Source organism: Streptomyces clavuligerus (genome assembly GCF_005519465.1).
Lineage (GTDB): Bacteria > Actinomycetota > Actinomycetes > Streptomycetales > Streptomycetaceae > Streptomyces > Streptomyces clavuligerus.
Genome location: NZ_CP027858.1, coordinates 5,054,556 through 5,072,017, shown reverse-complemented (window position 1 = coordinate 5,072,017; position 17,462 = coordinate 5,054,556). Strand labels below are relative to the sequence as shown.

General features: G+C 74.0%; 13 protein-coding genes. 11 read left to right on the top strand and 2 right to left on the bottom strand.

The features are described from left to right. Nucleotides 1-167: 167 nt before the first annotated feature. The 8 genes from CRV15_RS21350 to CRV15_RS21315 all read left to right on the top strand — a co-directional run bounded on the left by CRV15_RS21350 (nt 168) and on the right by CRV15_RS21315 (nt 12,455). Nucleotides 168-935, top strand: a complete 768-nt coding sequence (locus tag CRV15_RS21350) for an adenosylcobinamide-GDP ribazoletransferase (RefSeq protein ID WP_029182896.1) — start codon at nt 168-170, stop codon at nt 933-935. A gap of 381 nt (nt 936-1,316) precedes the next feature. Beyond that, the gene (locus tag CRV15_RS21345; protein WP_003960230.1) at nt 1,317-2,840 is read left to right on the top strand and encodes a leucyl aminopeptidase; all 1,524 of its coding nucleotides are present in this window, start codon (nt 1,317-1,319) and stop codon (nt 2,838-2,840) included. 396 nt (nt 2,841-3,236) lie between these two features. Next, nucleotides 3,237-4,625, top strand: coding sequence for a dihydrolipoyl dehydrogenase (gene lpdA / locus CRV15_RS21340; RefSeq protein WP_009995958.1), 1,389 nt, complete (start codon nt 3,237-3,239; stop codon nt 4,623-4,625). Nucleotides 4,626-4,717: 92 nt separating this feature from the next. Further along, nucleotides 4,718-6,502 carry a 2-oxoglutarate dehydrogenase, E2 component, dihydrolipoamide succinyltransferase gene (gene sucB / locus CRV15_RS21335; protein WP_003960231.1) on the top strand — a complete coding sequence of 595 codons (1,785 nt, stop codon included), beginning with the start codon at nt 4,718-4,720 and terminating at the stop codon, nt 6,500-6,502. Between the two features lie 131 nt (nt 6,503-6,633). Further along, nucleotides 6,634-7,257 (top strand): GntR family transcriptional regulator, encoded by a 624-nt coding sequence (locus CRV15_RS21330; RefSeq protein WP_003955678.1) that lies wholly within the window; start codon nt 6,634-6,636, stop codon nt 7,255-7,257. A 375-nt stretch (nt 7,258-7,632) separates the two neighbouring features. Continuing rightward, the gene (gene aceE, locus CRV15_RS21325) at nt 7,633-10,323 is read left to right on the top strand and encodes a pyruvate dehydrogenase (acetyl-transferring), homodimeric type (protein ID WP_009995960.1); all 2,691 of its coding nucleotides are present in this window, start codon (nt 7,633-7,635) and stop codon (nt 10,321-10,323) included. A 161-nt stretch (nt 10,324-10,484) separates the two neighbouring features. Beyond that, nucleotides 10,485-11,318 (top strand): MerR family transcriptional regulator, encoded by an 834-nt coding sequence (locus CRV15_RS21320; RefSeq protein ID WP_003960233.1) that lies wholly within the window; start codon nt 10,485-10,487, stop codon nt 11,316-11,318. 153 nt (nt 11,319-11,471) lie between these two features. After that, on the top strand, nt 11,472-12,455 hold the full coding sequence (locus CRV15_RS21315; RefSeq protein ID WP_003960234.1) for a helix-turn-helix transcriptional regulator: 984 nt from the start codon (nt 11,472-11,474) through the stop codon (nt 12,453-12,455). Between the two features lie 133 nt (nt 12,456-12,588). Here CRV15_RS21315 and CRV15_RS21310 read toward each other — a convergent pair whose 3' ends face one another. Further along, nucleotides 12,589-13,551 carry an SDR family oxidoreductase gene (locus CRV15_RS21310; RefSeq protein ID WP_044972161.1) on the bottom strand — a complete coding sequence of 321 codons (963 nt, stop codon included), beginning with the start codon at nt 13,549-13,551 and terminating at the stop codon, nt 12,589-12,591. Between the two features lie 158 nt (nt 13,552-13,709). Here CRV15_RS21310 and CRV15_RS21305 point away from each other — a divergent pair, with 158 nt between their 5' ends. Further along, complete coding sequence (locus tag CRV15_RS21305; protein ID WP_009995965.1) at nt 13,710-14,243, top strand: DUF4240 domain-containing protein; 534 nt, start codon at nt 13,710-13,712, stop codon at nt 14,241-14,243. 17 nt (nt 14,244-14,260) lie between these two features. Here CRV15_RS21305 and CRV15_RS21300 read toward each other — a convergent pair whose 3' ends face one another. Next, nucleotides 14,261-14,752, bottom strand: coding sequence for a GNAT family N-acetyltransferase (locus CRV15_RS21300; RefSeq protein WP_003960237.1), 492 nt, complete (start codon nt 14,750-14,752; stop codon nt 14,261-14,263). 44 nt (nt 14,753-14,796) lie between these two features. Between CRV15_RS21300 and CRV15_RS21295 the strand changes: the two genes are divergently transcribed. Then, a complete protein-coding gene (locus CRV15_RS21295) occupies nt 14,797-15,702 on the top strand; it encodes a TIGR01777 family oxidoreductase (RefSeq protein WP_009995967.1) in 906 nt (301 codons plus the stop codon). A gap of 305 nt (nt 15,703-16,007) precedes the next feature. After that, on the top strand, nt 16,008-17,327 hold the full coding sequence (locus CRV15_RS21290) for an NAD(P)/FAD-dependent oxidoreductase (RefSeq protein WP_009995970.1): 1,320 nt from the start codon (nt 16,008-16,010) through the stop codon (nt 17,325-17,327). The last annotated feature ends 135 nt before the right edge of the window (nt 17,328-17,462 follow it).

Genomic DNA, 17,462 nt, shown 5'->3' with positions numbered 1-17,462 from the left:
TCTATCCCTGATCGCTATATCCCTATATCCCTTATCGCTGCATTTGAACGGGAATCTACCGTGCTGGGGGAGGGCGAGCGGGCTACCCTGCGCCGGTGAACGACATGAGCGGGACGGACCACACCGGCGGCACGGACGGAACAGGCGGTACGAGCGCGCGGGCGGGGATGGGGACGGGCGTCCGCTTCGCGTTCGGCACCCTGACCGCGCTGCCCGTCCGGGTGACCCGCTGGGACCGGGGCGCGGCCCGCGCCGGCATGCTCTGCGCGCCGCTGGCCGGAGCGGTGGTGGGGCTGTGCGCGGGCGCGCTGGGCGCGGCGTCCGCCCTGCTCGGCTCGGGTCCGCTGGTCGCGGCGGTCGCCACGGCGGCCGTCCCCGCCGCGCTGACCCGGGGGCTCCATCTGGACGGGCTCGCCGACACGGCGGACGGTCTCGGCAGCGCGCGGCCCGCCGCCGGGGCGCTGGCGGTCATGAAGCGGTCCGACATCGGGCCGTTCGGAGTGATCACCCTGCTGTTCACGCTGTTCGCGCAGGTCGCGGCCTTGGCCGAGCTGTATGGGAGGGGGTGGGCCCACGGCGCGCTCGGCGCGCTCCTCGCGGCGGTGACCGCGCGGCTCGCCCTCACCGTCGCCTCCCGTACGGGGGTCCCCGCGGCCCGCCCCGAGGGCCTGGGCGCGGCGGTCGCCGAGGTGCTGCCCGTCCGGACGGCCTGGTCGGCCGCCGCCCTGGTGGTCCTCGCCGGGGCGGGGCTCGGCACGGCCCCCGGCGGCCCCGGGGCGCTGCGGTACGGGCTCGCCGCGGTCCTCGGGCTCATCGCGGCCGGGCTGCTGCTGCGGCACTGCGTCCGCCGCTTCGGCGGGGTGACCGGCGATGTCTACGGCGCGCTGGCGGAGACGGCGGCGACGGCCTGTCTGCTGGCGCTGGTCCTCGGCTGACCCGCCCCGCCCCCGCTCGCCGCTGTCCAGCGGGGTGCCGGGCGGGCGTACGCCGGGGGCTCACAGAGTGATTTCCCCGGGTCCGTGCGAACCCCCGGACCCCCGGGTACGTCTTCCTGGTGCCTGAGCGGGCACACGGGTACCCGTCCGGGTCACACCCGCCCACCGTGCGCCGTCCGGCACCCCGGCGGGCAACACCACTCCCGTACAGGCCAGTTGCCCGGTGGACGGACAGCCGTGCGGACATCCCACGCACGGGTGAACGAACGCCGCCGTCAGCGGCCCGCACGGTCGCGCGTACGCTGTGCCGCGCGGGATGTCGACCTGTCCCCACAACGGCCGTTTGGCCCCGGAACTCAACGGAAGCGAGATTTCACCACCGTGACTGCTCTCACTCTCAGCACTGCCGGCGCTGCGACGTTGCGCGCCGACGCCCTTGTCGTCGGGGTCGCGAAGGGCGCCAAGGGCCCGGTGGTCGCACCGGGCGCGGAGACCGTGGACAACGCGTTCGGCGGAAAGCTCGCCGCGGTGCTGGAGACCCTCGGGGCCACCGGTGCCGAGGGCGAGGTGACCAAGCTGCCGTCGCCCGAGGGGATCAAGGCCCCGGTGGTGCTGGCGGTCGGCCTCGGTGCCGCGCCGGAGGAGGGCGAGGCGTTCGAGGCCGAGGTCCTGCGCCGCGCCGCGGGCACCGCCGCCCGGGTCCTGCACGGCTCCAAGAAGGCCGCGTTCGCGCTGCCGATCGAGGCCGCCGAGGACACCGGCGCGATCGCCGAGGGCGCGCTGATGGGCGCGTACGCCTTCACGGCCTACCAGGGCATGGGCAAGAAGGACGCCCGCGGCGCCAAGCAGCCGCTGGCCGAGGTCGCCCTGCTGGGCGCCAAGCCGCGCGACAAGGCCCACAAGGCCGCCGCCGAGCGCGCGCAGATCGTCGTCGAGGAGCTGAACCGCTGCCGCGACCTGATCAACACCCCCGGCAATGAGCTGACCCCCGAGGCGTTCGCCGCCGTGGCGTCCGCCGCGGGCAAGGAGCACGGCCTCAAGGTCCAGATCCTGGACGAGAAGGCGCTGCTCAAGGGCGGCTACGGCGGCCTGATCGGCGTCGGCCAGGGCTCCGCCAACCCGCCGCGCCTGGTGAAGCTCACCTACACCCACGCCAAGGACGCCAGGACGCTGGCGCTGGTCGGCAAGGGCATCACCTACGACTCGGGCGGCATCTCGCTGAAGCCGGCCGGTCACAACGAGACGATGAAGTGCGACATGAGCGGCGCCGCCGCGGTCTTCGCCGCCGTCGTCGCCGCCGCGCGGCTCGGCCTCGCGGTCAACGTCACCGGCTGGCTCGCGCTCGCCGAGAACATGCCGTCCGGTTCGGCCACCCGCCCCGGCGACGTCCTGCGGATGTACAGCGGCAAGACGGTCGAGGTGCTGAACACCGACGCCGAGGGCCGGCTGGTGCTCGCGGACGCGCTGTGGAAGGCGTCCGAGGAGAAGCCGGACGCCATGGTGGACGTCGCCACGCTGACCGGCGCGATGGTGCTGGCGCTCGGCAACCGCACCTTCGGTGTGATGGCCAACGACGACGCCTTCCGCACCGCGGTCCACGAGACCGCCGAGGAGGCCGGTGAGCAGTCCTGGCCGATGCCGCTCCCCGCCGAGCTGCGCAAGGGCATGGACTCCCAGGTCGCGGACATGGCCAACATGGGCGAGCGGATGGGCGGCGGCCTGGTCGCCGGTCTCTTCCTCCAGGAGTTCGTGGGCGAGGGCATCAGCTGGGCGCACCTGGACATCGCGGGCCCGGCCTTCCACGAGAGTGCCCCGTACGGGTACACCCCCAAGGGCGGCACCGGCTCCTCGGTGCGCACCCTGGTCCGTCTCGCGGAGCGGATCGCCGACGGCGAGCTGGGCTGACGCCCCGGCCGGGCGCGCGGGCACCCCGCGCGGGCGCCCGGCCACCCGTCCCCGCGGCCCGTACGGCACCCCCGTACGGGCCGCGGGCCGCTGCCCGTGCGATCGGCCGGATCCCCCGCGTTCGCTCTGGACGAACGGCGGGGCGCCCGGCCCCGGGAATCGACGGACGGCGCACCGCGTTGCTACTCACCGGTAGCCACAAGGGTGATCGATCAGACGCCCGCAGAGGCCCGCCCCGCGTCCCGTCTTTCCGCAACAAGTGCAAAGATGGGTCCTCGGCAGGACAGGGCCCCGACCTAAGGGCCGACGAGACATCGGCCGCACACCAGCCGAAGGGCCGGACTCCCCTGGGTGAGGGGACCCCGGCGACCGGCGCGCATGCATGGAGGACGTGACGTGGCGAACGACGCCAGCACCGTTTTCGACCTAGTGATCCTCGGCGGCGGTAGCGGCGGTTACGCTGCGGCGCTGCGCGGAGCCCAGCTCGGCCTGAGCGTCGCCCTGATCGAGAAGGACAAGCTCGGCGGCACCTGCCTGCACTACGGCTGCATCCCCACCAAGGCGCTGCTGCACGCGGGCGAGGTCGCCGACCAGTCCCGCGAGTCGGAGCAGTTCGGTGTCCGTACCGCGTTCGAGGGCATCGACATCGCCGCGGTGCACAAGTACAAGGACGACGTGATCGCGGGCCTCTACAAGGGCCTGACGGGGCTGATCGCCTCCCGCAAGATCACCGTCATCGAGGGCGCCGGCCGCCTCTCCTCGCCCACCTCGGTCGACGTCAACGGCCAGCGCGTCGAGGGCCGCCACATCCTGCTGGCGACCGGCTCCGTGCCGAAGTCGCTGCCCGGTCTGGAGATCGACGGCAACCGGATCATCTCCTCCGACCACGCGCTGAAGCTGGACCGTGTGCCGTCCTCCGCGATCGTGCTCGGCGGCGGCGTCATCGGTGTCGAGTTCGCGTCCGTGTGGAAGTCCTTCGGCGCCGAGGTCACCGTGGTCGAGGGCCTGAAGCACCTGGTCCCGGTCGAGGACGAGAACAGCTCCAAGCTGCTGGAGCGCGCCTTCCGCAAGCGCGGCATCAAGTTCAGCCTCGGCACCTTCTTCCAGAAGGCCGAGTACACGCAGGACGGCGTCCGTGTCACCCTCGCGGACGGCAAGACCTTCGAGGCCGAGGTGCTGCTGGTCGCCGTCGGCCGCGGCCCGGTCTCGGCCGGTCTCGGCTACGAGGAGCAGGGCGTCGCGATGGACCGCGGCTATGTCCTCGTCGACGAGTACATGCGGACCAGCGTCCCCACCATCTCCGCGGTCGGCGACCTGGTCCCGACCCTCCAGCTCGCGCACGTCGGCTTCGCCGAGGGCATCCTGGTGGCAGAGCGGCTCGCCGGTCTGAACACCGTCCCGGTGAACTACGACGGCGTGCCCCGGGTGACGTACTGCCACCCGGAGGTCGCCTCCGTGGGCATCACCGAGGCCAAGGCCAAGGAGATCTACGGCGCGGACAAGGTCGTCACCCTCAAGTACAACCTCGGGGGCAACGGGAAGAGCAGGATCCTGAAGACCCAGGGCGAGATCAAGCTCGTCCAGGTCAAGGACGGTGCCGTGGTCGGCGTCCACATGGTCGGTGACCGGATGGGCGAGCAGATCGGCGAGGCACAGCTCATCTACAACTGGGAGGCTCTGCCGGCCGAGGTCGCGCAGCTCATCCACGCGCACCCGACGCAGAACGAGGCGCTGGGCGAGGCGCACCTGGCCCTCGCGGGCAAGCCGCTGCACGCCCACGACTGAGCCCTCGGGCCGACGACCACTACCGCACCCCTCCCCGGGCTCGCGCTTCCGCCGGAGCCGGGGAGACCCCATCGTTAGGAGCAAGTGAAACCATGGCGGTTTCCGTAACCCTTCCGGCGCTCGGCGAGAGCGTCACCGAGGGCACTGTCACCCGCTGGCTGAAGGCCGAGGGCGAGCGCGTCGAGGCCGATGAGCCGTTGCTGGAGGTCTCGACCGACAAGGTCGACACCGAGATCCCCGCCCCGGCGTCCGGGATCCTCACCTCCATCAAGGTCGCCGAGGACGAGACGGTGGAGGTCGGCGCCGAGCTGGCCCTCATCGACGACGGCACCGGTGCCCCGGCCGCCGCCCCGGCGCCCGCAGCCGCCGCTGCCCCCGCCCCGGTCCAGGAGGCCCCCGTCGCCCCCGCGCCGGTGGCCGAGGCCCCGGCCGCGCCCGCGCCGGTCCAGGAGGCTCCGGCCCCCGCCCCGGCCGCCGGTGGCGCCACCGGCACCGACGTGGTCCTCCCCGCGCTCGGCGAGAGCGTCACCGAGGGCACCGTCACCCGCTGGCTGAAGTCGGTCGGCGAGAGCGTCGAGGCCGACGAGCCGCTGCTGGAGGTCTCGACCGACAAGGTCGACACCGAGATCCCCGCCCCCGCCTCGGGTGTGCTGCTGGAGATCGTGGTCGGCGAGGACGAGACCGCCGAGGTCGGCGCCAAGCTGGCCGTGATCGGTGCTCCGGGTGCGGCTCCGGCCGCCCCCGCCGCGCCTGCGGCCCCGGCCCCGGCCGCCGCTCCGGCGCCCGCCCCGGTCGCTGCCCCGGCTCCGGCTCCGGTCCAGGAGGCTCCGGCCCCCGCCCCGGTGCCCGCCCCGGCTCCGGCGCCCGCGCCGGTCGCTGCCCCGGCACCGGCTCCGGCAGCCGCCCCGGCCGCGCCCGCGCCCGCCGCCGCTCCGGTCTCCGGCAGCGATGTCTACGTCACCCCGCTGGTGCGCAAGCTGGCCGCCGAGAACAGCGTGGACCTCGCCTCGGTGTCCGGCTCCGGCGTCGGTGGCCGCATCCGCAAGCAGGACGTCCTCGACGCCGCCGCCGCGAAGGCCCCGGCCGCCGCTCCGGCTCCGGCCGCCCCGGCCGCCGCCGCCCCCGCGGCGAAGGCCCCGGCCCTCGCGGTCTCCCCGCTGCGCGGCCAGACCGTCAAGATGACCCGCATGCGCAAGGTCATCGGCGACAACATGATGAAGGCGCTGCACAGCCAGGCCCAGCTGACCTCGGTCGTCGAGGTCGACGTCACCAAGCTGATGAAGCTGCGCGCCCAGGCGAAGGACGGCTTCGCGGCCCGTGAGGGCGTCAAGCTCTCCCCGATGCCGTTCTACGTCAAGGCCGCGGCCCAGGCGCTGAAGGCCCACCCGGTCGTCAACGCCCGGATCAACGAGGACGAGGGCACCATCACGTACTTCGACTCGGAGAACGTCGGCATCGCCGTCGACTCCGAGAAGGGTCTGATGACGCCGGTCATCAAGGGCGCGGGCGACCTCAACATCGCCGGTATCGCCAAGAAGACGGCCGAGCTGGCCGGCAAGGTCCGCGGCAACAAGATCACGCCGGACGACCTGGCGGGCGCGACCTTCACGATCAGCAACACCGGCTCGCGCGGCGCGCTGTTCGACACGGTGATCGTGCCGCCGAACCAGGTCGCCATCCTGGGCATCGGTGCCACGGTCAAGCGCCCGGCGGTCATCGAGACCGCCGAGGGCACGGTCATCGGCATCCGTGACATGACGTACCTGTCGCTCTCCTACGACCACCGTCTGGTGGACGGCGCGGACGCCGCCCGTTACCTGACGGCCGTCAAGGCGATCCTCGAAGCCGGTGAGTTCGAGGTGGAGCTGGGTCTCTGAGCCCGGCGACAGTGCAGTGCGAGGCGCCCCGCCCGGCGAGTCCGGGCGGGGCGCCTCGTCGTCCCCTCACTGTGTCCACCGCCCCCGGAGGGGATAATCGGTGGGCCTCGTCCCCCTGAAGGAGCCCCCACATGACCCCGCCCGTCGTCCAGTCGCTGCGGGAACAGATCCGTGCCCACATCGTGGAGGGCATCGTCAGTGGACGCTGGAAGCCGGGCGAGCGGATCGTGGAGCGCGGCATCGCGAGTGAGCTCCAGGTCTCCCAGACCCCGGTCCGGGAGGCGCTGCGGGAGCTGGAGAGCCTGCGGCTGATCGAGTCCGCGCCGAACAAGGGCGCCCGGGTGCGCAATCTCACCGCCGCGGACCTGGAGGAGAGCTATCCGGTGCGGGCCGGTCTGGAGCAGATCGCCGCCGAGCTGGCCGCCGAGCGGCTGGCGGAGGACTGCTCGGCCCTGGAGCCCGAGGTGGCGGCCCTGTACGAGGCCGACCGCGCCGGGGACTCGGCGGGCCAGGTCCGCCATACCGTGGCCTTCCACCGCGAGCTGGTGCGCGCGGCGGGCAACGGGGTGCTGCTGCACACCTGGGAGGGCCTGGGCATCGAGGTCTTCACCGCGCTCTCCATCCGCTGGCTGGGCACGGTGCAGCAGTCCTACGCGGAGGAGCACCAGGCGCTCGTGGAGGCGTTCCAGCGGCGCGATCCGCAGATCGGGGCCCTGGTGAAGGCCCATGTCCTGGGCTGTGCGCCGAGGGCCTAGGCTGCCTCACGACGATGTCGAACGACCACCGCCGCTCCCGCCGCCCCCAGGGGTGCCCCGGGCACCGTCCCGGACCCCTGTCCGGGCGTCACCCCGGGCTCTCGCGCACACCCCCGTACGGGTGCCCAGCCGCGAGCGGCCCCGCGCAGATGAGCGCCGTAGAAGCGGAATTTTTGGCACCGCGTGCCCTATTTCACGGCACGGAATGCCAATTTCGCCCTACGGAGAACTTTTATGTGCGAATACTTTGATCGATCATCGATCAGCGGCTTACAGTCGCCTTCGGGTTCACCCGCCCGTCGCCCTGTCCTGCCACGACATGGGCAACCCCCACTCCCTATCCCCCATCCCCACTCCACTCCGGAAGGCGGCGACATGTCCGACCCCGTAGCCAAGCTTCCGAGCGAGCTGGACCAGCTCCCGGACCGCGACGCCGAAGAGACCGCCGAGTGGGCGGCCTCCGTCGACGCCGTCGCCCACCACGCCGGCCCGCACCGTGCCGCGTACCTGATGCGCCGCACGCTCCAGCACGCCGAAGCCGCCGGGGTCCCCGTGCCCCGGCTGCTGGAGACGGACTACGTCAACACCATCCCCACCGCCGCCGAGCCCGTCTGCGACGGCGATGTGGAGATGGAAGCCCGGATCACCGCCTGGAACCGGTGGAACGCCGCCGCCATGGTGACGCGCGGCTCCAAGCTGGGTGTCGGTGGCCACATCGCCACCTTCGCCTCGGCCGCCTGGCTCTACGAGACCGGCTTCAACCACTTCTTCCGGGGCAAGGAGGGCGACGGCAGCGGCGACCAGCTCTACATCCAGGGCCACGCCGCGCCGGGCATCTACGCCCGCGCCTTCCTCGACGGCCGGCTCACCGAGGCCCACCTCGACAACTTCCGCCAGGAGGCGGGCGGCGCCGGGCTGCCCTCGTACCCGCACCCGCGGCGGCTGCCCTGGCTGTGGGAGTTCCCCACCGTCTCCATGGGCCTCGGCCCGCTCTCCGCGATCTACCAGGCGCGGTTCAACCGCTATCTGCACAACCGCGGGATCAAGGACACCTCCCGGTCGCATGTGTGGGCCTTCCTCGGCGACGGCGAGATGGACGAGCCCGAGTCGACGGCGGCCCTGGCCCTCGCCTCCCGTGAGCGCCTGGACAACCTGACCTTCGTCATCAACTGCAACCTCCAGCGCCTCGACGGCCCGGTCCGCGCGAACTTCAAGATCGTGCAGGAGTTGGAGGCCCAGTTCCGCGGCGCGGGCTGGAACGTGGTCAAGACCCTGTGGGGCTCCGCCTGGGACGAGGTCTTCCGGCTCGACACCGCCGGCGCCCTGGTGCGCAGGCTGCGCGAGGTCCCGGACGCCCAGTTCCAGACCTACGCCACCCGTGACGTCGCCTACATCCGCGAGCACTTCTTCGGCGCCGAACCCGCCCTCGTCGAGCTGGGCCGGCTGCTGAGCGACGACAAGATCGCCGAGTGCTTCTACACCTCGCGCGGCGGCCACGAGGCGCACAAGGTGTACGCGGCGTACCGCGCGGCCCTCGCCCACCGGGGCGCGCCGACGGTGATCCTGGCGCAGACGGTCAAGGGCCACACCCTGGGCAAGGGCTTCGCGTCCAAGAACGCCAACCACCAGATGAAGAAGCTGACGGTCGACGAGTTCAAGGGCATGCGCGACCTGCTCGGGCTCCCGATCGCCGACAGCGCCTTCGACGGCGGTGTGGTGCCCTACGGCCACCCGGGCGCCGACTCCCCCGAGGTCCGCTACCTCCAGGAGCGCCGCGCGGCCCTCGGCGGCCCCGCACCGGCCCGCCGGGTGCACCAGGTGGCGCTGCCCGACCCGGCGGTCACCTCGCCGCGTGCCTTCCAGGCCCTGGAGAAGGGCTCCGGCAAGCAGGAGATGGCCACCACCATGGCCTTCGTCCGGCTGATGAAGGACCTCATGCGGGACAAGGAGACCGGCCGCCGCTGGGTCCCGATCGTCCCCGACGAGGCCCGGACCTTCGGCATGGAGTCCCTGTTCCCGTCGGCGGGCATCTACTCGCCGCTGGGCCAGACGTACGAGCCGGTCGACCGCGACCAGCTCATGTACTACAAGGAGGCCACGGACGGCCAGATCCTCAACGAGGGGATCACCGAGGCCGGGTCCATGGCCGACTTCATCGCCGCCGCCTCGTCGTACGCGACGCACGGCGAGCCGATGATCCCGTTCTACATCTTCTACTCGATGTTCGGCTGGCAGCGCACCGGCGACCAGATGTGGCAGCTCGCCGACCAGCTCGGCAAGGGCTTCATCGTCGGCGCCACGGCGGGCCGCACCACCCTGACCGGTGAGGGCCTCCAGCACGCGGACGGCCACTCGCACCTGATCGCGTCCACGAACCCGGCGTCGCTCAACTACGACCCGGCGTTCGCGTACGAGATCTCGGTGATCGTCAAGGACGGTCTGCGCCGGATGTACGGCGAAGCACGCCCTGGCGAGGACTCGGACGTCTTCTACTACCTCACCGTCTACAACGAGCCGAAGCCGCAGCCCGCGATGCCCGAGGGCGTCGAGGAGGGCATCGTCAAGGGCCTGTACCGGTTCAACGAGGGCGTGCCCGCCTCGGCCGGTGCCCCCAGGATTCAGCTCCTCGGCTCCGGCACCGCGATCCACTGGGCCCTCGAAGCGCAGCGGATCCTGGCCGCCGAGTGGGGTGTCACGGCCGATGTCTGGTCCGCGACCTCCTGGGGCGAGCTGCGCCGGGACGCGCTGGAGGCCGACGCGGCCCTGCTGCGCGGCGAGGAGCGCGTCCCGTACGTCCGGCAGGCGCTCGCGGGCGCCCCGGGCCCGGTCCTCGCGGTCAGCGACTGGATGCGTCAGGTCCCGGACCAGATCAGCCAGTGGGTGGAGCAGGACTGGTCCTCGCTGGGCACGGACGGCTTCGGCCTCTCCGACACCCGTGAGGCGGCCCGCCGCCACTTCGGCGTGGACCCGCAGTCGATCGTCGTCGCGGCGCTGGCGCAGCTCGCGCGGCGCGGCGAGGTCCCGGCGACGGCCGTGAAGGAGGCCCGGGAGCGCTACGGCCTCTGAGCCTCCGATCCCCTGGGCCCCTTGAGCCCCGAACGCCCCCGGTGGCGGCCCGAACGGGCCCGTCGCCGGGGGCGTCCGCGCACCCGGGCACCGCTGCCGGCCCCCGCCCCGGGGCGGGGGCTTGACCTTGACACCGTGTGAGGCCGTCGACTGGGGGGACCATGTTCACCATCGGAGACTTCGCCCGGCACGGCCGGGTATCGGCTCGTATGCTGCGGCACTACGACGCCCTCGGACTGCTGCGCCCCGCCCGTACCGACCCCTGCACCGGCTACCGCCACTACGCGGCCGACCAGCTCTCCCGGCTCAACCGGATCATCGCCCTCAAGGATCTCGGTCTCACCCTCGAACAGGTGGGCCGCATCCTGGAGGACCGGGTGGGCCCGGAGGAGCTGCGCGGGATGCTCGTCCTGCGCCGGGCGGAGCTGGAGGAGGCGATGGCCCGGGCGGCGGAGCGGCTGGGGCAGGTCGAGGCGAGGCTCCGTTCGATCGAGAGTGAGGGGCGCATGCCCATCGACGAGGTCATCGTGAAGTCCCTTCCGGCCGTGCGGGTGGCACAGCTGTCCGGCGTGGCGGAGAGCTATGCGCCGAAGGACATCGGGCCGGTCATCAAGCCGCTGTACGACCGGCTGTGCGCGGCGCTGGAGAGAGCGGGGATCGTGCCCGCCGGGCCTCCGGTCGCGTACTACGAGGAGGCCCCGGGCGGCGACGGCCGGGTGGTGGTGCACGCCGCCCTCACCGTCGGCCCGGCGGTGGCGCTGCGGCCGGAGGACGGCCCCTCGGGCTTCGAGGTGGTGGAGCTGCCCGCGGTGGAGCGGGCGGCGACGGTCGTGCACCGGGGTCCGATGACGACGGTCGTCGAGACGGAGCAGGTCCTCGCCCGCTGGGTCGAGGCGGGCGGCCACCGGTCGACGGGGTTCGCCCGCGAGGTGTACCTGGAGGCGCCGGAGGACCGTGCGGCCTGGGTGACCGAGTTGCAGGAGCCGCTGGTGTAGGGCCTCTCCCGGGCGGGTGCCGGCGGCGGCACCGCGCGCGGGCCGTCACCTCCGCGCCGGGCCGGGCCGTCCCGGCCCGGCCCGGCCCGGCGTCCCGTCCGTGCTGCCGTTCCGGCCGCGACGGCCTCTCGGCCTCTCGGCCATGATGGAGGGATGCGCGCTGCCCGGCTGATCAAGATGGTGCTCCTGCTCCAGAACAGGCCCTCGATGACGGGGGCGGAGCTGGCCCGGGAGCTGGAGGTCTCGGAGCGGACGGTGACCCGGGACGCCCTCGCCCTGTCCGAGGCGGGCGTCCCGGTCCACGCCGACCGGGGCCGGGCGGGCGGCTACCGGCTCCTCGGCGGCTACCGCACCCGGCTGACCGGGCTGGGCCGCAGCGAGGCGGAGGCACTGTTCCTCTCGGGGCTGCCGCAGGCGCTGCGGGAGATGGGCCTCGGGGACGCGGCGTCGGCGGCCCGGCTGAAGGTGTCGGCGGCGCTGCTGCCCTCGCTCAGCGACGCCCCCCGCACCGCCGCCCAGCGCTTCCATCTGGACGCGCCCGCCTGGTACCAGGAGCCGGAGACGCCGCCGCTGCTGCCCGTCGTCGCGGAGGCGGTCCGGGAGGACCGGCGGCTGCGGGCGGAGTACCGGGGCCGGGGCGGCGAGGAGGTCCGGCGCGAGCTGGAGCCGTACGGGCTCGTGCTGAAGGCGGGCGTCTGGTATCTGTGCGCCCGGGTGGCGGACTCGTTCCGGGTCTACCGGCTGGACCGCTTCACCTCGGCCGCCCTCGTCACCCCCGTTGACGGGGGCGCGTGCTTCGACCGGGACGAGACGTTCGACCTCCCGGCCTTCTGGGCGGAGCGCGCGGAGCAGTTCGGCCGCTCGCTGCTCCGTTCCGAGGTGGTGATCCGCGTCACCGAGGAGGGCGCGCGACGGCTGCCGTACGTCACCGAGCGGTCCGCCGCCCGCGAGGCGCTGGCGGCGGCGCAGCCGCCCGACGAGCGGGGCCGGGTGACGCTGACCCTGCCCGTCGAGTCCCCCGAGGTGGCGTACGCACAGCTCTTCGCCCTCGCCCCGGAGCTGGAGGTTCTGGCCCCCGCCGAGCTGCGGACGCGTTTCGCGGAGGCGGCGGAACGGGCGGCCCGTCCGTACCGCTGAGGAGCGGACACGGCCCGTACCGCCGCCGGGGCCCGCCCACGACCGGGGCGGGCGGGGCGGCGCACCGCCGACCGGCCGGGGGCCGCGCGGGCGGGCCCGGGTGGCGGCACGGAGGCGTGCGGCACGGAGGCGTTCAGCGGTAGTCCTCCGGGGCGGGCCGCCCGCCCGCCTTCTCCGCCAGGATGTAGCCCCAGACATCGGGGCGGCTGCCGTCGAGGTCCGTGACGCCGTACTCGCGGGCCAGTTCCCCGCTGTCCAGCGACTGCCCGTTCCAGCGGTGCCGCCCCGGGTCGGCGGCGAGGGCGGCGAGGCCCCGCCCCAGATAGACGGGGCTCTCCGAGAGGGACCAGTGCGGCTGCGCCTCGGTCCCCTCGCGCCAGTTCTCCTCCGTGAGGCCGAAGTGGTCGAGCATCTCCTCGGAGCGCAGGAAGCCGGGGGTGACGGCGACCGCCGTGCAGCCCAGCTCCATCAGCTCCTCGCCGAGGAGGCGGGCCATCCGGATGGGGGCGTTCTTGGCGAGGTCGTAGTAGAAGTTCTCCCGGGGCTCCCGGTTGGTGCGCTCGGTGCCGTCCGTGACCTCCACCACCAGCCCGCCGGGCCTGCGGATCAGCAGCGGCAGGGCGATGCTGCTGGTGATGATGTGGGTCCGCACCCCGAGGTCGAGCATCCGCAGCCCCCGGTCCAGGTCGACGTCCCACATCCGGGTGCCGAAGTCGAGCAGGCCGTTCCCGCCCCACACATCGTTGACGAGGATGTCGAGCCGCCCGTGGTTGCGGTCGATCCGGGCGACCACCTCCCGTACCCGCTCCGGCTCCAGATGGTCGGCGGCGATGGCGATGCCCGTCCCGCCCGCCGCGTCGACCAGCTCGGCCGTCCCCTCGATGGTCTCCCCCGCCCGGCCCAGTTCGCTGACCCGGTCCCGGGTGGTCCTGCCGGTCGCGTAGACCGTGGCGCCCGCCGCCCCGAGCTGGACGGCGATGGCGCGGCCCGCGCCCCGGGTCGCCCCGGCCACCAGCGCCACCCGCCCGGCCAGCGGCGCGTCCGCCCGTGCGCCGCAACCCGCCGTACCGCCCCTCGTCGTACCGTCCGCCGTCATGCCGTCCGCCGTCGTCGTCCTGTCCTCTGCTGTCATGCGGACGACGCTCGCACGGATACCGGACACCTGCTGTCCGGCTTCTGACGGTGTCCGGGGAGTCAGCCTGTTCGGCGGCTCCGCGTGCGCGGCTCCGCTCCGGCCGTGATGCTGGACCCGTGATGGACGAGACGGAGTTCTGGGAGATCGTGGACCGCACCCGCGAGGCCGCCGACGGCGACCCCGAGGACCACGCCGATCTGCTGGTCGAACGGCTGGCCCAGCTCGACCCCGACTCCGTGCTGGACTTCGCCCGGCACTTCGAGGCCCGGTACAACCGCGCGTACACCTGGGATCTGTGGGGCGCGGCGGCCGTGCTGCTCGACGGGGCGAGCGACGACGTCTTCGACTACTTCCGCTGCTGGCTCATCGGCCAGGGCAGGGAGGTCTTCGAGGGGGCGGTGCACGAGCCGGACGCGCTCGCGGAGCTGCTGGACGAGTTCGACCCCGAGATCGACGGGGACGGGGAGGACCTGGGGTACGCGGCGGACGAGGCGTATGAACGGCTCACCGGGGCCGTGGCACCGGAGCTGGGCATTCCGCCGCAGCCCGCGGAACCGGCGGGCACCCCGTTCGACTTCGACGACGAGGAGACGCTGGCGGAACGGTTTCCCCGGCTGTGGGAGCGCTTCGGCGACGGCCGGGACCTGCTCTGACGGGACCCGGGCCGGGGCTAGGGCAGCGAGCGGCCCATCAGGACGTCGTCGACGTACTCCCCGTCGAGCAGGAACTCCCCGGGCAGCACCCCCTCGACCGCGAAGCCCTCCGATGTGTACAGGGCACGGGCCGGGGCGTTGTGGCCGAGCACCCGCAGGGTGAGCCGGACCGCGCCCCGGCGGCGCGCCTCCGTACCGGCCGCGCGGAGGAGCGCCCGGCCGACCCCGCGCCCGCGTGCCGCGTCCGCGACCACGAGCCCCTGGATCTGGAGGACATGGCGGTTGCAGGCGAGCGGGGTGGGCGCGGCGAGCTTGATGTAGCCGAGGAGCCCGCCGCCGTCCTCGGCGACGAGAAGGTCCCCGGGGCGGTTGCGCTCGTCGAAGAAGGGGGCGAAGGGCTGCGTCCGCCGGGGGGAGACCGCGTGCAGCGTCGACCAGGCGTCGTGGTCGAGACGGTTCAGCGCGTCGCCGTCGTCGGCGCGCGCCGGGCGGATGTGCGACTCATGCATGGGGAAACTGTGTCATGGGAGGGGCCGGGGGCAGACTGGTTTTCATGCGAATCGCGATCGCCGGTGCCTCCGGACTCATCGGTACGGCGCTCACGCGCTCCCTGCGCCTGGACGGGCACGAGGTGGTGCGCCTGGTGCGGCGCCCCGCCCGGAGGGGGGACGAGGTGGAGTGGGACCCGGTGCGGCAGTACGTGGACACGGCGGGCCTGGTGGGCTGTGACGCCGTGGTCAACCTCGCCGGGGCGGGCGTCGGCGACCACCGCTGGACCGAGGCGTACCGCAGGGAGATCCGCGACAGCCGGGTGCTGGGCACGGCGGCGCTCGCGGAGGCGGTCACCACCCTGGACACCCCGCCGGACGTCTTCCTCTGCGGCAGCGCGATCGGCTGGTACGGGGAGACCGGGGACCGCGCGGTGGACGAGGAGGCCCCGCCCGGGGACGGTTTTCTGCCGGATGTGTGCGTGGAGTGGGAGGAGGCGGCGGCCCCGGCCGAGGAGGCGGGCATCAGGACCGCGTACGCGCGCACCGGTCTGGTGGTGGCGCGCGAGGGGGCATGGGGGCGGATGTTCCCCCTGTTCCGGGCGGGGCTCGGGGGGCGGCTGGGGGACGGCCGCCAGTACTGGAGCTTCATCGCGCTGCACGACGAGGTGGCCGCGTTGCGGCACATCCTGGACACGCCCCTCGCGGGGCCGGTGAATCTGACGGCCCCGGCGCCCGTGACCAACCGGGAGGTCACGGCGGCGATGGGCAGGGTGCTGCGCAGGCCGACGCCGTTCCCGGTCCCGGGGTTCGCCCTGCGGGCGGTGCTCGGGGGGCTGGCGGGGGATGTGCTGGGCAGCCAGCGGGTGGTGCCCGCGAGACTCCTCGACTCGGGGTTCGTGTTCGCGTTCCCGGGCATCGACGAGGCGATCGCGGCGGCGCTGGACCCCCGGGGCGTCCCGGCCCGGTAGCCTCCCGGCCCGGGGCGGCGTCCCGGCCCGTGCTGTCCCCGCCCGCCGGAACGGGGCTCCTCCCGGCCGTCCCGGCGGGCTCCCCGTACCCAGCCGGAACACCCCTCCCAGGGCCTCCTCCGGGCCCCGGAAGCCGTTCCCGAGGGCCCGTACCGGCAGTGCGCCCCCGCGCTCCGGTGCCCCGCCGCGTGCGCGCGTCGCCAATCGGCCACGCCTCCCTACCCTCGATGCGAACTCGGGCATTCCAGGGGCCCGTCGGGGGCATGTCCCCCTCACAGCGGAGCGCCGACCTCGGGGAGGGGCACGTGCTCATCAGCACCGGCCACAGCGCGGACCACGCGGACGTCATCGTCGTCGGAGCCGGTATCTCCGGCCTCTCGGTGGCACATCGGCTGACCAGGGCGGGCCTCAGCGTCAGCGTTCTGGAGGCCGCCGACCGGCCCGGCGGCAGACTCTCGACGGAGGAGATCGACGGGTTCCGCCTGGACCGGGTGGGCCAGTTGCTCAGCACCTCGTACACGGAACTGCGGCGCACCGCGAGCCTGGTGGACGTGCCGCTGCGGCCCTTCGCGCCGGGCGTGCTGGTCCACTGCGGCGGACGGCTCCAGCGGACCGGGGAGACCGTGCGCCGCGCCTGGGACGCCGGGAGCACGAGGGGCGCACTGACCATGGCACGCGCCCTGGCAAGCGCCCCCAGGCCGCTCGACGAGGCGCGGCTGAGCGCGTCCCTGGCCCGGCTCGCGGGGACCTCGGTGGAGCGGCTGATGGCCCGCCCCGAACGGACCGCCGCCGAGACGCTGTCGGGGCGGGGGCTGCCCTCGCGCACGACACAGGGCGTGCTGCGCCCGCTGCTGTCCGCGCTGCTCTGCGACCCGGAGCTGACCACGTCGAGCCGGTGCGCGGACCTCGCCCTGCGGGGCTTCGCCCGGGGGCGGCTCTGCGTCCCCGCCGGGGGCGCGGCGCTGCTCCCGGAGCGGCTGGCGGCGGCGCTGCCGGAGGGAACGGTGACCACGGGAGTGCGGGTGCGGGACGCGTCGATCAACCGGGTCAGCACGGAGGAGTACGGGGAGCTGTCCTGCCGGGCGCTGGTGCTGGCGACGGGGGCGCGGGAGGCGGCCGAGGTACTGCCGGGGCTGCGGGTGCCCCGTTTCCACCCGGTGACGGTGGTGCACCACAGCGCACCGGAGGCGCCGCCGACGGGGGCCTCGCTGGTACTGGACGCGGACGGCGGCGGGCCGGTCTCGCACACGGCGGTGATGAGCGAGGTGGATCCGGCGCGGGCCCCGCGGGGCGGGGTCCTGATCTCCTCGACGGTCCTCGGCCCGCCGGTGCCCGGCCTCGACGGGGCGGTACGGCGGCAGCTCGCGCGGCTGTACGGGGTGGCGACGGACGCGTGGGAACCGCTCGCGGTCCACCACGACCCGTACGCCGTTCCCGCGATGGACGCCCCGCACGACGTGCACCGCCCGGTGCGGGTGCTCGCGGGCCTCTACGTCTGCGGCGACCACCGCTCCACGAGCACGGTCCAGGGCGCCCTCCTCTCGGCCCGCCGTACCGCGTCGGCGATCCTCCGCGACTTCTCCGTCCGCCCGCCGGAATCCCGCCCCACCCGCCAGGCGGCCTGACCCGGGGAGACCGCGAGCACCCCCGCGCGGGCGGCCGCCGGCCCCGGGCACGGCCGGACGGCCCGGGGCAGGCGCCCATGCCGCCGCGCCGGGCCCGGGGGCCGGGTCCGGCGCGGCGGGTGCGGGCGGGTGGGT